Origin of the sequence: Staphylococcus casei (assembly GCF_030294405.1) — a bacterium.
GTDB classification, from domain to species: domain Bacteria; phylum Bacillota; class Bacilli; order Staphylococcales; family Staphylococcaceae; genus Staphylococcus; species Staphylococcus succinus.
Map to the genome: position 1 here is coordinate 2,578,869 of NZ_CP125718.1, position 18,617 is coordinate 2,597,485.

General features: G+C 33.8%; 3 protein-coding genes. All 3 read right to left on the reverse strand.

The annotated features are described in order from the left end of the window. Nucleotides 1–17: 17 nt before the first annotated feature. Nucleotides 18–737 carry a thioesterase II family protein gene (locus QMO72_RS12555; RefSeq protein WP_069824674.1) on the reverse strand — a complete coding sequence of 240 codons (720 nt, stop codon included), beginning with the start codon at nt 735–737 and terminating at the stop codon, nt 18–20. Nucleotides 738–748: 11 nt separating this feature from the next. Next, nucleotides 749–1,384 carry a 4'-phosphopantetheinyl transferase family protein gene (locus tag QMO72_RS12560; RefSeq protein ID WP_103266563.1) on the reverse strand — a complete coding sequence of 212 codons (636 nt, stop codon included), beginning with the start codon at nt 1,382–1,384 and terminating at the stop codon, nt 749–751. A 75-nt stretch (nt 1,385–1,459) separates the two neighbouring features. Continuing rightward, nucleotides 1,460–18,256: a non-ribosomal peptide synthetase gene (locus QMO72_RS12565; RefSeq protein WP_103266565.1), complete on the reverse strand. Its 16,797-nt coding sequence runs from the start codon at nt 18,254–18,256 to the stop codon at nt 1,460–1,462. Nucleotides 18,257–18,617 lie beyond the last annotated feature (361 nt).

The following is an 18,617-nucleotide window of genomic DNA, read 5'->3' on the forward strand; positions in this document are numbered from 1 at the left end:
ATTTACTTTAAAATAATCTATATTTTTGCTTTACCATTATTTTGATTTAAAACGACATTAACGGCCTTACTAAAGCCTTCATAGTGATTACTAATAAAGAAATGACCACCTTCAAAAAACTGATAATCTACATTACCTTTTGTTAAATCAGACCATTTATATATATTCTCATCGCAAATCACGTCTTGTTTACCCACAAATACAGATAAATCCACGCCAACCTCGTGCGCTTTCGGCTCATTTTCATAGCGATCTACAGCTAAAAAGTCATTTTTTAAAGATGGCTTAACAAGGTCCCATAATTCTTTATGGTTGAGCACTTCTTCTGATGTACCACCTTTATTTTTAATAAACTGTTTAAATTCTTCGTCCGTCATATTTTCAATGTCATTATTTTTATCTGACACACCTATAGGCTCATTTGCACACAGAATTAAATGTTCTGGTAATTGGTGACCCATCATTTCAAGTTTATAGTAAATTTCATAAGCCAAAATCGTCCCTAAACTATAACCAAGTAAAATGAATTTTTCAGGTTTTTCTTTAATAATTTGTTGTGTTAAGTCCTCAACCATATCTTCCACACTATCTAAAGGTGTTTCGATCAACCTTTCACCACGCCCCGGTAGCTCTAACGGTTTAAATTCGATGTAACTTGGTAATTTACTTTTCATTGGATAATATAATGTTTTATTACCCCCTGCAAAAGGAATACAAAATAACGTTATTTTTGACATATACTCGCCCCTTAAAGTATACATTGTGTATTAAATGTATTAGTAATATCTGTTAGTTTTACAATTAAATTATCATTATTACTTGCTTCCATAATGACCGATAGTGCATATTTCCCAAAAACTATGTCATGGAAACATGAAAAACTTCGATTCATCTTTGCTGTACTTTCAACGATACTATAATGATTTCGTTCTGGTGTAATAGAAAATGAATCTAATTCTTTATATATCCCTGTACCTAGCAATTTTAAATAACATTCTTTCATAGTCCAAACTTCAAAAAAACGATTTAACTGATTGTTATTATGCTTTCCCTTCATAATATACTGATATTCTGCTGAAGCAAAGTACTTTTTAGCGATATCAAAATCAATCATCTCAATTTTTTCTATATCAATGCCAATATTATCTTCGCTGACTACACACACAGAATAGCCCTCAGTATGGGAAATATTAAAAAATAAATCACTTGGGTTTTGTAATATGGGCTTACCATATTCCCCTTTTCCTATTTGTATATCATCAAAATGACAACCTGTATGCTGGTTTATACAAAAATACTTAAACAGTTCAGAGTATTTAGCATTCCGTGGGTTGCTTTTATAAAAGGAAGCATTTGTATCTAATAAGTATACAGTAATTTCCACAGTTACACTTCCACATCATTGATTGAATAAAGACAAATGAAGCAGCAAATAATTATTTTGCTGCCTCAATGTTGTCTAGAAATTATTTTTTGGATGAGTAATCATTTTAGATAATAATTCATTATCTGTTACTTTCCATTCAAAATCTAATTTTTTAAGAATAAAGTTGGTTTTGAAATCCATTACTTCAAAATGAGATTTATTGAACATATTATTGTCTAGTATACCTGTGTGTAATAAGAAATCATTGATTTCATCACTCTTCACACCATTTTCGATACATTCCATCAAATAGTCCATTAATTCATTCCATTGTATTTTTTCAATATTATAATCATGTTGATTATATACACCCATTAACTGTTTAAGTGTTAAGTGATGTGTATTGTATATATGATGTATTTCATTACTCAATTGATTATTTTTAATCAACTTACTACATGCTTCAGCTGCTTGATCAACTGGTGTAAATTCTAAACTATCATGTGGAAGATCCGGGAATTTTTGTAGTGATTTAAATGATTTTATAACACTGTAAAAGGCGTTATTTTCTTCATTTTTCTGGAATAAACCAGTTCGAGAATCACATTGTAAATTACCTAATCTATAGATATTTGTATCTACACCTTTGTCTCTACTAGCAATTAATAGTTTCTCTGCAGCAATCTTACTATCTAAATAAACATTGTTAGGTTTTTGGCCGATATCAATGTCATGCTCTGTAAACGTAAGTTGCGCTTTGTCTTCTACTTTACCTGAAGCAATAGAAATTGTAGACATATGGTGTATTTCTTTTGGATTATCATCTTGAGCAAATTGTAATAGCTGTTCAATACCTACAACGTTAGCACCGTATGAGGCACCTTTTGTGGCAAAGTGATTAACGTTAGCGGCAGCATTTACGATAATATCAATATCGTGCGCTAATGCTTGATACGTGTCGTCAGCTATACCTAAATGATCAGATTCAATATTACCTTCGACGATGTGAATTCTATTCGCATATTCATCACTCATTTGAGATTCAAAGTAATAAATCCAATTATTATTCAACTTAGTTTCACCCGTTATCTCTTTGTTACTTCTCACCATTACATAAATATTAAAGTCTGTATCCTCTAATAAATTATTGAGTAAGTAAACACCAAAGAATCCTGTAGCACCCGTAAGCAGAACATTTTTGCCATGTTTCTCGGCATCTGAAGCTATCACTTCATATTCACGTGCACTATTATCTTTGTAATCATTGATTTCTCTCATAAATTCACTACTAAATTGATGCGTTTGATCTAAATTCATTTCTTTAAGTGACGCCAACTTAGTCAATAGGTTGGTATCTGCGCTATCATCAAGTGCTTCACTTATGCGTTCAATCGTTTGGAGTTCAAAGATATCTTTAATAGAGATATTATATGTTTTTGAAAGTTCTGATGTCAGCTTAATTGCCTTAATGGAATCGCCACCAATTTCGAAGAAGTTATCATAAACACCTACGTTTTCAGTATTTAATACATTTTCAATCGCTTCTATAATTGTAGCCTCGACTGCATTTCTTGGGCCAACATATGCTTTACTTTCAATTTCTATTTGTGGTAATGCACGTTTGTTAAGTTTTCCGTTTGCAGTAAGTGGTAACTGTTCAATTTGCATCATATACGCTGGAACCATATAATCTGGAACTTTTTGAGTCAGTTCAGCTTTCACATCACTAAATGAAATATCACTGTCTGAAACTAAGTAAGCACATATTGATAAATCGTCGCCTACCATTGGTCTAACAATGACACCCACATCTGAAATATAGTCAATCTGACGTAAATGACTGGCAATTTCACCAAGTTCGATACGATAACCACGTATTTTAACTTGTTCATCAATACGACCGATATATTCAATCTCACCGTCCGATCTCCATTTCGCTAAATCTCCTGAACGGTATAATTTACCTTCTCCAAATGGATTGTCGATAAACTGTTGTTCTGATAATTCTGGGCGATTGAGATAGCCGTGTGTGACAGCAATACCGCCAATACATAATTCTCCTGGTACACCAATACCGAGTAACTTATGCTTTTCATTTAAAATATAGATTTGAACATTTGAAATTGGGCGACCGATAGGAATGATATCGTAAACTTTACTTGCAGGTAGTGGATTACACACAACCTCAATAGAAGCTTCTGTCGGTCCATATAAGTCGATTAACACTGTATCATTGGGTCCACCTATTAAATCATTAAAGCGATTGACTTGTTCTGGTTTCAACGCTTCACCACTTGCTGGAATATAGTTAATTGTAGCAATATCATTCACTCTATCCGCTGATTTAACGTAATCTATGAATACACCAAGCATTGAAGGTACAAAGTGAACCATCGTAACTTGTTCTTTCTCAATCAGTGTAGCAATCGCATCTGGATTACCTTCTTCACCTGATGGTAATAGCACAGCTTGTGCACCAACCATTGCAAAACCAAAAATTTCCCAAACTGATACATCAAAAGTATATAACGTTTTAAATAACACGATATCTTTACTATTGATATTAAATTCATCAATCATCCAGTTAATTCGGTTCATGACACCTTCGTAAGACACGATTACACCTTTAGGTTTACCAGTGGTACCTGATGTATAAATGATGTACATCAAATCATCAGCGTTTGTAACTTGTTCCAAGTTCTCTTCTGAGGACTCAGTGAAGATAGATTCAGCTGTTAAATCTATCACTTCATTGTCAAACTGAATGGCCGTATCTAGCGGGCTGTCTGTCAGTAAGAGGCTTGGCTGGCTATCCTCTAACATAAAGTTAATGCGGTCAGTAGGATTATTAGGATCAACTGGAACATATGCCCCACCAGCTTTCAAGATGCCATAAATACCAACCATCATATCTAAAGTACGGTTTGTTAACATACCGACCAAGGTATTTGGTTTCACACCTTTACCTCTTAAATAATGACCTAATTGATTGGCTTTAGCATTCAATTCGGCGTATGTCATACTTTCACCATCATAAGTTATTGCTTTACGATTTGGTGTACGTGTGACTTGCGCTTCAAAATGATCGATAAATGTACGTCTATTATTCATATCTTTATATGTGTCATTAAACGTTTCAAGTACCTGAGTTCTTTCATCAGCTGTTGTAATGTCAATATCGCCAATATTTTTTTCAGGTTGTTGGGCAATATCATTCAATATTTCCATATAGTGCGTTAACATACGTTCGATTGTTTGATCATCAAATAATTCTGCGCCGTACTCTAACGTTACTTTATAAGCACCATCATCTTCAATCATCATGTTCAAGTCAAACTTAGCGTTAGCACTTGCCGCTTCTTTAGGTTCAACCGTCCAATCTTCAATTTGAATGCTTTCTCTTTCATTATTTTGTAATGTAAAGAGTACATCAAATAATGGATTACGTGTTAAATCACGTTTTTCAACAATTTCATCCACTAATTCCTCTAATGGATATTCTTGATGATCATAAGCTTTCAATGAAACATCTTTGACTTCACTTAATAATTGTTTAAATGACTTGTTTGTTTCAGGATAGGCACGCATTGGCAATGTATTCACGAACATACCTAAGATATTTTCAGTATCTTGGTGCGTACGACCTGCAATTGAACTACCGACAACGACATCTTCTTGTCTACTATATTTATGCAGTAAGACCATAAATGAAGATAATAGAATCATATAATCTGTACTACCTGTTGTTTGTGTCAATTGATGTAATGCATTTCTAGTTTCTTCTGACATTTCAGCAGTCACCGTTTTAGCTGTAAAACTTTGTGATTTCGGTCTTATATAATCATAAGGTAAATCTAACACAGGTGCTTCTTCTTTAAATTGAGATAACCAGAACTCACGTTGATCGTTTAAATCACGTGAATGCATCCATTCACTATAGTCTTTATATTGAACTTTCAATGTTTCAAGCGTTTGATTATGATATAAAGAAGTGAATTCTTTAATTATCAGATTAATAGAGAAACCATCAGAGATAATGTGATGCATATCAAAGAGTAATGCATAATGTTTCTCAGCCAGTTTCACTATCTTAACTCTTAACAATGGCGCTTGACTTAAATCGAATGGTTGTACAAAGTCATTAATTAACGCTTCATAATCATCTGTTGCAACTTCTTCAAATGCTACAGTAATAGGCGCTGTTTCATTAACAATTTGTACAGGATCGCCATCCACGTTTTCAAAATGTGTTCTCAATGTTTCGTGACGCGCAATCAATGATTGGAATACACTCTGCACACGGTCAAGATCCACTTCACCTTGTATTTCTAACATACTTGGCATGTTATATGCTGTTTGACCTTTAGCCATCTCATTTAATACATAGAGACGTTTTTGAGGAGAAGATGTTAGATAATAAGACTTCGGTTGTGCTTTAGGAATATTTTGACCACTGAAATCATTCGCCTGCTCGTCGACAACTTTTGCAAGTTGTACCACTGTAGGACTCTCAAACATTACTTTTAATGGTAAACGCACACCCATGGCACCTTCAATTTTATTAATAACGCCAATTGCTTTTAATGAATGTCCACCAATTTCGAAGAAGTTATCATTAACACTTACTTGGTCAATATTTAATACATTTTCATAGATTGACGCAAGTACCGCTTCCGTTTCATTTGAAGGTTCAACATACGCTTTACTTTCAACTTTAATATCAGGCAGTTTTTTCTTGTCTAGCTTACCATTTGAAGTCACTGGTAATTGCTCAATTTGAGTCATATACGCTGGGACCATATAATCAGGTAGTTTTTGACCTAGTGTCGATTTAATATCATCGTTGTCAATTGATTCGTCAGATACCAAGTATGCACATATCGCTAATTCTTCGCCTGCCATTGGTTTAGCAACCACTGCCACATCTGAAATGTGGTCAATTTGACGTAATAAGCTTTCAATTTCACCAAGCTCAATACGATAACCACGTATCTTCACTTGTTCATCGATACGACCAAGATATTCCACGTTACCTTCTGTACTCCATTTCGCTAAATCGCCTGTACGATACAATTTACCTTCGCCAAACGGATTATCAATGAATTTTTCATCCGTTAAATCAGGTCGATTTAAGTAACCTTTCGTGACACCTACGCCTCCGATACATAATTCTCCAGGAACACCGATCCCCATAAGATTATTATCTTCATTCATAATATAAGCTTGAATATTCGCGATTGGACGCCCAATTGGAATCGTGTCATACGTTTGGTCCGCGGTACATGGATAATAGATAACCTCAATTGAAGCTTCCGTAGGTCCATATAAATCAATTAATAGTGAATTATTGGGTTCACCAATCAAATCATTAAATTGATTTACTTGTTCTGCTTTTAATGCTTCACCACTTGCAAGTACATAGTTGACAGTTGCGATATCATTTACTTTATTTGTCGATTTAATAAAGTCGATAAACACACCTAACATAGATGGTACAAAGTGAACCATTGAAATCTTGTGCTGTTCAATAAGCGATGTTATTTTTTCTGGATTACTTTCTTCACCAGAAGGTAACAATATTGCTTGTCCACCGACCATTGATAGTCCAAAAATTTCCCAAACAGAAACATCAAACGTAAATGGTGTTTTAAATAGAATCGTATCCTCATTACTGATGTAATATTTATCAATCATCCAATGTAGACGGTTCATGACACCTTTATACGGAACCATGACACCTTTTGGTTTACCTGTCGTACCAGATGTATAAATGACATACATCAAATCTGTAACATCTGTAACTTGAGACAAGTTATCTGTAGACTGTGTCGCTACGATAGAATCATCTGTTAAATCCAACACTGCTTGATTAAAGTCAATCGTTGCATCTAAAGTTTGATCCGTTAATAACACGCTCGGTTTACTATCTCCTAAAATGTAATTAATACGATCACTTGGATAATTTGGATCTATAGGAACGTAAGCGCCACCCGCTTTAAGAATACCGTAGATGCCAATCATCATTTCTAATCGACGATTTGTCATCAAGCCAACTAATGTATTGGGTTTTACACCTTCAATACGTAAATAATTCGCAAGTTGATTGGCTTTAGCGTTCAATGCTTCATAAGTTAAGCTTTCACCTTCATACGTAATAGCAGTTTGATTCGGTGTCTTAGCCACTTGTGTTTCAAATATTTCCACAAACGTTTTTGTATTATTAAATGCAACTGTTGTGTCATTAAAGTCATTAAATATTATTTCTTTTTCCTGTTTAGTAATCATTTCAAGTTCACTGATTTTTTGTTCAGGATGTTGAACGCTATTTGTTAGAATTTCAATGTAATGTGCTAACATGCGCTCCACTGTATCTCGATTAAACAGTTCTTCTGCAAACTCTAATGAAATTTTATAACCATCATCATCAAAGATTGTCATACTTAAATCGAATTTGGCATTGGTTGTTTCAGGTTCTTTCTGTTCAACTGACCAATCTTCAATTTGTAAGCTTTCTTTTTCGTTATTTTGTAATGTGAATAACACATCGAATAATGGGTTACGTGTTAAGTCACGTGTTTCAACAATTTCATCCACAAGCGCTTCTAGTGGGTATTCTTGATTATCATATGCTTTCAACGATGTATCTTTCACTTCAGAAAGTAACTGACTAAATGTTTTACTTCTTTCAGGATACGAACGCATTGCTAACGTGTTTACAAACATACCCATCATATTTTCTGTATCTTTGTGTGTTCTTCCAGAAATCGGACTACCTACAACAATATCTTCTTGACGACTATATTTGTGTAACAACACGTTAAATGAAGATAGTAGAATCATGTAATCTGTACTGCCCGTTGCTTGAGATAATTTATGAATATCATGACGTAGCGCTTCCGGTACTTCTACACTAACCGTCTTACCTGTATAGCTCTGCTGAACAGAACGTGAATAATCATATGGTAAGTCTAACACTGGTGCTTCATCTTCAAATTGAGATAACCAGAACGCACGTTGACCTTCTAAATCACGCGTATGCATCCATTCACTATAATCTTTATATTGAACTTGCAATGCTTCTAATGCTTGACCATGATATAAAGAAGTAAATTCTTTAATAATCAGATTGATAGAGAAACCGTCAGATATAATATGATGCATATCGAATAACAATACATAACGCTGTTCAGCACATTTTACGACTTTAACTCTTAATAAAGGTGCATGAGCCAAATTAAATGGTCTAATAAAGTTATTTAAAAGTGTCTCATAATCATCTGTTGACGCTTCTTCATAATCAACAGTGATCCTTGCATGCGCGTCTATGATTTGTACTGGCTCACTATCCACCGTATCAAAATGTGTTCTTAGCGATTCATGACGATCTACTAAACTTTGGAAAGCGTGTTGCACGCGTTCTACATCTACTTCTCCACGAACCTCTAACATGCTTGGCATATTATAAGCTGTTTGACCATCCATCATTTCATTTAATACATATAAGCGTTTTTGTGGCGATGATGCTAAATAATAATCTTTAGTTTCGGCTAATGGTATTTCTTGGCTGCTTACATCATTCGCATGATTACCAATTGCTTTAGCTAATTGAGACACTGTTGGGTTTTCAAAAATTGTCTTCAATGGTATACGCACTGATAACTTGCTTTCAATTTCATTGATAACACTAATCGCTCTCAATGAATGTCCGCCTATTTCAAAGAAATTGTCTAAAGCACTTACGCGATCAAGATTTAATACATTGCTATAAACTTCTGCAATCGTTGCTTCTGTTTCATCTCTTGGCTCAACATATGTTTTATTTTCCAGTTTGATTTCTGGCAAGCCTTTTTTATCTAGTTTGCCGTTTGCTGTTACTGGTAAGCTCTCAATTTGCATCATTAATGTTGGAATCATATATTCCGGCAATTTCTTACCAAGTGTTGCTTTAATTGTGTCAAAATCAACTAATTCTTCTGATACAACGTATGCAGCAATCATTAAATCCGCATTAGTTTCGCCTGATTGCGTAACAACTGCTACTTCTGAAATGTAATCGATTTGCGCGATTAAACTTTCAATTTCTCCAAGCTCAATACGATAACCTCTGATTTTAACTTGTTCATCAATACGTCCAATATAGTCTATTTGGCCATCGTTACTCCATTTAACTAAATCACCAGTTCGATACATTTTGCCTTCACCAAATGGATTATCCACAAATTTTTCAGCAGTTAATTCTGGTCGATTTAAGTAACCATTTGTTACAGCTATACCGCCAATACAAAGTTCTCCTGGCACACCGATGCCCAATAAATTATTATCTTCATTCATCACATATGCTTGCGTATTCGCAATAGGTTTACCTATTGGAATTTCATGATATGTTTCATTTGCAAAGCATGGATAGTATGTTACTTCAACCGTTGTTTCTGTTGGTCCATATAAGTTATATAATGATGTATTATTTTCAGCACCAATGAATTGGTTGAATTGATTCACTTGCTCAGCTTTTAATGCTTCACCACTTGTAATGACATGATTCAATGATGCAATCGCTTTGTCATTAGCTGTTGTTTTAATAAAGTCGATAAATACACTTAGCATTGAAGGTACAAAATGAACCATAGAAATGTTTTCTGTTTCTATTAATGATGTAATCTTCGCAGGATTGCTCTCTTCTCCAGAAGGTAGTAAGACTGCTTGACCACCCATTACTGCCCAACCGAATACTTCCCAAATAGACACATCAAATGTGAACGGTGTTTTAAATAAGATTTTGTCTTGATGTCCAAGATTAAACTCATCAATCATCCAGTTCAAACGGTTCATAACACTTCTATAAGGGACCATGACACCTTTTGGTTTACCCGTTGTGCCTGATGTATAAATCACATACATTAAGTTTGAAACATCCGTCACATGCGGCAAGTTTTCAGTCGGTAAATGATCAAGGAATGAATTATTAGTTATTTTAATAATTTCACCTTCATATTTAATGCCATAATCAACATTATCATCAGACAATAGTACGCGTGGTTGGCTGTCACTTAATATGAAGTTTGTACGCTCATTCGGATGTTCTGGATCAAGTGGTACATATGCGCCGCCAGCTTTGAGAATACCGTATATAGCTACCATCATATCTAAGTGACGACGTGACATTAAGCCTACAAGACTATTAGGTTTAACACCTTCATTACGCAATTGATAAGCTAACTGATTTGCACGTTCATTCAACGCTAGATATGTTAAACTCTCACCTTCATATGATATTGCAATTTGATGCGGTGTTTTTTCAACTTGTTTTTCAAAGCGTTCTACAAATGTCACTGAATTATTAAGCGCTAATTCAGTATTATTAAATTGCGTCAGAATTGTTTCTCTTTCTGTATCAGTAATGATTTCAATATCACTAATATTTTGGTCAGGACGACGAACAACATTAGAAATTATCTCTACAAAGTGGGCTAACATACGTTCTACAGTATCTTCACTGAATAATTCTTGTGCATATTCTAATGAAGCTTTGTAACCATCATTTTCATGAACTGTCATACTCAAATCAAATTTTGCATTTGTATCTGAGGCTTCTTTTTGTTCTATAGACCAATCTTCAATCTGTAGATTTTGTTTTTCATTATTTTGTAATGTGAATAATACATCAAATAATGGGTTACGTGTTAAATCACGTTTTTCCACTACTTCATCTAATAGCTCTTCTAATGGATACTCTTGATTGTCATAAGCTTTTAATGCTACATCTTTTACTTCAGACAACAATTGATTAAATGATTTGTTTCTTTCTGGATATGCGCGCATTGCTAGTGTATTTACAAACATACCTAACATATCCTCAGTATCTTTATGTGTACGTCCTGAAATTGGACTACCCACAACGACATCTTCTTGTCTACTATATTTATGCAATAAGACCATAAATGATGATAATAAAATCATATAGTCTGTGCTACCTGTTGTTTGTGACAATTGGTGAATTGCACTTTGAACGTCTTCAGGCATCTCTATACTTACTGTTTTACCAGTAAAGCTTTGTTGATTTGTTCTGGCGTAATCATACGGCAAGTCTAATACTGGTGCCTCATTTTCAAATTGAGATAACCAAAACTCACGTTGATCATTTAAATCACGAGAACGCATCCACTCACTGTAATCTTTATATTGTACTTTTATAGGTTCTAAAGCTTGTTCATGATATAGAGCAGAGAATTCTTTTGTGATTAAATTAATCGAGAATCCATCTGAAATTATATGATGCATATCGTATAGCAATACATAGCGTTGTTCAGCTATCTTAACTATTTTAACTTTTAATAATGGTGCTTTACTTAAATCAAATGGCTGCACAAATTCATTTAGTAACGTTGCTTCATCTTCTGTCTCATTTTCTTGATAATCTACAATGATATTTGCAGTTTCATTAATAACTTGAACTGGTTCACCTTTGATTGTTTCAAAGTGTGTTCTTAACGCTTCGTGACGATCCACTAGTTTTTGGAATGCACTTTGCACACGGGCTACATCAACATTACCTTTAATTTCTAACATACTTGGCATATTATATGCAGTTTGACCATCTACCATTTCATTTAAAACATATAGACGTTTTTGAGGCGATGAAGCTAAATAATATGGCTGTACTTCAGCTTGAGGAATGCTTTGACCCGCACCATTTTCAGTATATTCGTCGACTACTTTTGCCAGTTGAGCAACTGTAGGACTTTCAAATACTAATTTTAATGGTAGACGTTTACCAACTTCACTCTCAATTTTATTGATGATACCAATTGCTTTTAGTGAGTGACCACCAATTTCAAAGAAATTGTCATTTGTACTTACCTGTTCGATATTTAAAACCGACTCAAAAATAGAAGCCAACATTGACTCTGTTTCTGTTTCAGGTGCTACATAAACTTTACTTTCAACTTTAATTTCTGGTAATGCTCTTCTATTTAACTTACCACTAGAAGACACAGGCAGTTCATCTATTTGAGTCATATAAGATGGGACCATATAGTCTGGTAATTTTTGATTTAATTCTGTTTTCACTGTTTCAAAGTCAATCTCTTGATCTGACACAATATAAACGCAAATCGCTAATTCGTCATCAACCACAGGTTTCGTAATGACTGCTACATCTAAAATGGCATTGTTTTGACGTAATACACTTTCAATTTCACCTAATTCGATACGATAGCCACGAATTTTAACTTGTTCATCAATACGACCAGAATAAGAAATATTACCGTCAGCATTCCATCGAGCTAAATCTCCAGTGCGATACAACCTACCTTCACCAAATGGATTGTCGATGAATTTTTCTTGTGTTAATTCTGGACGGTTTAAGTAACCATTTGAAACGTTTATCCCACCAATCACAAGCTCTCCAGAAACACCAATACCCATTACATGGTTATCTTCGTCTAAGATATAGGCTTGTGTATTCGCAATTGGTTTACCAATTGGAATCGCTCTATAGTGGACATCACTATCCGTTTCAAAACTCGTTACATCAATTGTTGTTTCTGTAGGACCGTATAAATTAATCAGTTGTGTATTATTTTTACCGCCAATATATTCATTAAATTGATTTACTAATTCTGGTTTTAGTGCTTCACCACTGGCTAACACATATCTTAAGCTAGAAACTAAGTGCGCTTGTTTTGTTGCCTTAATATAATTGATAAATACATTAAACATAGATGGCACAAAGTGAACCATTGTTGCTTCAGATGTTTGGATTAGAGAAGTGATTTGTTCTGGATTACCTTCTTCACCTGATGGTAATAACACAGCTTGTGCGCCAACCATTGCAAATCCGAAAATTTCCCACACTGATACATCAAATGTAAATGGGGTTTTGAAACAAATAATATCATCGCTGCCGATATTATATTTATCGTACACCCAGTTCAATCTATTCATTACACTTTCACCAGCAACAAGCACTCCCTTAGGTCGTCCTGTTGTACCAGATGTATAGATGACATACATTAAGTTAGAGACATCTGTAATGTGTTCTAAATTATTTGTTGGTAATGTTTTCAACGTTGGGTTCTTAGTTAAATCAATCACTGTATTATCATAAGCGATATCACTATCTGGTGTTCTATCAGTGAGTAATACCGTTGCTTGGCTATCTTCTAAGATATAGTTGATACGATCTTTTGGATAATTTGGATCCACTGGAACATACGCCCCGCCGGCTTTAAGAATACCGTATATCCCAATCATCATTTCTAAACGGCGATTTGTCATCAATGCAACAAGGGAATCTGCTTTCACACCTTCATTGCGTAATTGATGTGCTAATTGGTTCGCACGATCGTTTAATGCTTGATAACTTAGACTTTCACCTTCATATGTGATTGCTGTTTTATCTGGTGTTTTAGCTACTTGATTTTCAAAACGTTCTACAAATGTTTGTGTGTTATTAAATGGCACTGTCGTATTATTAAAGTCGTTAAATATGACATCTTTTTCATCTTGCGTCACCATTTCAATATCACTAATTTTCAACTCTGGTTGTTCTGCTATATTTGAAAGAAGTTCCATAAAGTGCGTTAGCATACGCTCGATTGTATCTTGATCAAATAGTTCTTGCGCATACTCTAAAGCAATTTTGTATCCATCGTTATCGTGAATCGTCATACTTAAATCAAATTTAGCATTTGTAAATGATGCTTCTTTTTGTTCTGTTGACCAATCATCAATTTGGAAACTTTCATTTTCATTATTTTGTAATGTGAATAACACATCAAATAATGGGTTACGTGTTAAGTCACGTTTCTCTACGATTTCATCCACAAGTGCCTCTAATGGGTATTCTTGATTATCAAATGCTTTCAAAGATGTATCTTTAACTTCCGCAAGCAATTGGTTAAACGATTTGTTACGCTCTGGATTAGAACGCATTGCTAGTGTATTTACAAACATACCCAACATATTTTCAGTATCTTTATGTGTTCTTCCAGAAATCGGGCTACCTACCACAATATCTTCTTGTCGACTATATTTGTGCAATAATACCATAAATGAAGATAGTAATATCATGTAATCTGTACTACCTGTCGCTTGTGATAATTGGTTAATTGCATTTCTTGTTTTTTCGGGCATTTCCATGCTAACTGTTCTACCTGTAAAGCTTTGTTGGTTTGGTCTAGCATAATCATAAGGTAAGTCTAATACTGGTGCTTCTTCTTCAAATTGAGATACCCAGAATTCGCGTTGTTCATTTAAATCACGAGAACGCATCCACTCACTATAATCTTTATATTGTACTTTTAATTCCTCTAATGCACGACCTTTATACAATGCTGTAAATTCTTTAATAATTAGATTGATAGAAAAACCATCAGAGATAATATGATGCATATCAAATAATAAGATATATTGTTTTTCAGCACACTTCACTACTTTGACTCTTAATAAAGGCGCATGTGCTAAATCAAATGGTTCAACAAAATCACTTAATAGTGAATCATAATCATCTGTTTGGACTTCTTCATAGTCGATATGAATGCTACCTTCTTCATCAATAATTTGAACTGGTTCTCCATCTACAGTATCAAAGTGTGTTCTCAATGCTTCATGACGGTTCACTAATGCTTGGAAAGTACTTCTAACACGGTCTACGTCTACATCACCGCGAATTTCTAACATGCTCGCCATGTTATAAGCCGTTTGACCCTCCACCATTTCATTTAAAACATACAAACGTTTTTGAGGTGAAGACGTTAAATAATATGGTTTCTTTTCTGCTAAAGGAATGCGACGTTCGATAGCATCGCTCACTTCATTATCGATTACTTTTGTAAGTAGTGCTGCTGTTGGATTATCAAAAATCTTCTTAAGCGGTAAACGTTTTGAAGTCTTACTTTCAATTTCATTTATCACACTAATAGCTTTCAGTGAATGACCACCAATTTCAAAGAAATTATCAAAAATACTCACACGCTCTATATTCAATACAGTACTAAATATTTCAACAATCATTGTTTCCATATCGTTTCTAGGTGCAACATATTCTAAGTTACCTACTTTGATTTCTGGTAAGGCCTTTTTATTCAATTTACCACTTGAAGATACAGGTAATTCATCTACTTGCATCATATAACTTGGGACCATATATTCTGGCAATTGTTGACTCAAATCAGCTTTTAATGATTCAAAATCTATGTCTTGATTTGAAACAATGTAAGTACAAATAGATAACTCGTCATCGATAATAGGTTTCGCAACAACTGCTACGTTTAAAATAGCATCATTTTTACGGAGCACGCTCTCGATTTCGCCTAATTCGATACGGTAACCACGTATTTTCACTTGCTCATCTATACGTCCTAAATAAGAGATATTCCCGTCTTCATTCCATTGAGCCAAATCACCTGTGCGGTATATTTTGCCTTCACCAAATGGATTATCAACGAATTTTTCTTGTGTTAGCTCTGGACGATTGAGATAACCTCTTGTGACATTGATACCACCGATACACAATTCGCCCGGGACACCGATTCCCATTAAATTATTATCTTCGTTCAAGATATAGGCTTGCGTATTTGCAATCGGCTTTCCGATTGGCACAACATCATATTTAACATTGCTATCGAAATCAAAGCTCGTCACATCGATTGTCGCTTCTGTTGGACCATATAAATTAATTAATTGTGTATCATTTTTACTACCGATAAGCTCATTAAATTGGTTTACGATAGTTGGTTTTAATGCCTCGCCACTTGCTAAGACATATCTTAGACTTGAAATCATCTGTGTTTGATTTGTGGATTTAATGAAATTGATAAACACATTGAACATAGAAGGTACAAAATGAACCATCGTTGGCGCATAGTTTTGTATGACTGAAGTAATTTTTTCTGGATTTCCTTCTTCACCTGATGGTAATAACACCGCTTGGGCACCAATCATTCCGAAACCAAATACTTCCCATACAGATACATCAAACGTAAATGGCGTTTTAAAGAATACAACATCTTCATTACCAATTTGATATTTATCTATCAACCAATTTAAGCGGTTCATAAGGCTTTCACCTGAAACAAGGACCCCTTTAGGTTTACCTGTGGTACCTGACGTATAAATGACATACATTAAATTCGATACATCTGTAATACGTTCTAAATTGTCAGAAGGTAATGATGCTATTGTTTCGTTATCTGAAATATCAATTACTTTTTTATCGTATATAATCTCTTCTTGAAGTGCATTATCTGTTAATAATACTGTTGGTTGACTATCTTCTAGGATATAGTTAATACGATCTGCTGGATAATTTGGGTCGATTGGCACGTATGCACCACCCGCTTTAATAATTCCATAGATACCGACTAACATTTCTAAGCTACGATTAGCCATAATAGCGACAAGAGAATCAGCCTTCACACCTTCAGAACGTAAACGATATGCCATTTGATTGACTTTAGCATTTAATGCTTTATAAGTCAGACTTTCCCCTTCGTACTTGATGGCTGTTTTGTTTGGATATTTAGATACTTGTTCTTCAAATCGTTCAACGAATGATTGTGCATTATTCAATGCTAAGTCTGTATTATTAAAGTCATTTAAAATGATTTCTCGTTCTTCGCCAGAAACGATTTCAATATCTTTAATTTTTCGCTCAGGGTTTTCAATCATACTATTTAACACATTTAAAATCGTTTCGTGTAATTGATAAACACCTGCTTCATCCAATACATCAATTTGATAGTCATAGTCAATGTCCAAACCATTTTTACTACTTCTATTACTTATATTCACACTCAATGGCGCGTTATTTGTTCCGTTATCTAACCATTCGTCTGTAAAGCCATCATTCATAAATTCTGAATCATATTGTGCGTTCTGGAAGGACACAAAACAATCTACTAATCCCTTTTTATTCCCACTATTTTCTACAATATAGTCATAAGGGTATTTTCTATGCTTCAGTACATTAAGACTTTCTAATTTTATTTTGTTCAAATAAGATTTAACAGATAAATTTTTATCCATTTCTACAATCATTGGTAAAACTCTTGAAAATAGCCCTGTTGACGTTTTTTCTTTTCGATTATTCCTATTATGTATGAGCAATCCAACTGAATTAGTCTTAGAAAGCGTTTTTTTATGTTTAATAACATGCATTATCGCCGAAAACAGGTTACTTATACTTACTTCATTTTCTTCGCAAAAGCGTTTAATATTATCCGTATCTTTATCTAACAAGTGAATACTTATTCTTTTTCCTACCGCACTATCTAACGTTGTCTTTTCAAAAAGGATGTTATCTTCGAAATTTTCTAATTTTTCTAACCAGAAATCTTTATCTTTTGTAAATCTTCTTGAAGTTTCGTAGTCATTCTCTGTCGCAATTGCTTCAAAGTAAGTCGCGCTTTCAGTCTCCTCATTCTCTTTATCAACTAATTTTTTAACGAGGTTATCTACGATAATCGTTACGCCCCACGCATCACTAATTAAATGGTGTTGTAACAAGAATATACCTAAATGACCATCTGGACATTTCGCTATAATCACTCTATATAGATCTTCATCCAAGGCAAAGATATTCATACTCGCAGTTTCTTTAACCCATTTTTCATAGCCAACTTCATCTTGATAAAAATCTACAAATTCAAAATCTTGATGTTCATAATCTACTAAATATTGCTTGTAATCCCCATCTTCTTTGGTAATTCTAATTCTAAGTGTGTCATGTTGTTCTATCACTTTATTGAAGGATTCGTTTATTTTTTCGTATCCTAATCCATTTTCCACATGAACTACACCAGCTATATTATTAATACTTGTGTTTTCATAAAATTGTTCGATTTGTAATATTTCTTTTTGTGCATAAGATAATAATTTTGTTTTTATCAATTAAAGCGAACCTCCTATCGATATACAGTACATAACTTATAATAATATTATTTAAAGTATAATTCAATCATATTATATGTATTATATTTTGCATATAGTAAAATAAATTCCCATTTATCAATTTCTCAAACATTGTTAATAAAATTTTAACATTGTGTTTTTTAAGTAAATTAGTTATTTTTATAAAATAAAGATTAGCATTAAATTGCATTCATATAGAAAGTAATAATACACGTTTAAATTACGCAAAATTCTATATAAATAAAACTGAATTTTTAGATAATTAATTACATAACATTCTTTTCCAACCTATATCGATATCAAACCGTTTAATAAATAGCTAAAGTATTAAAAAAAGTAC

Bases quoted from the DNA above. Each gene is read 5' to 3' on its own strand.
- QMO72_RS12555 (WP_069824674.1), bottom strand. From the start codon at position 737: ATGTCAAAAATAACGTTATTTTGTATTCCTTTTGCAGGGGGTAATAAA.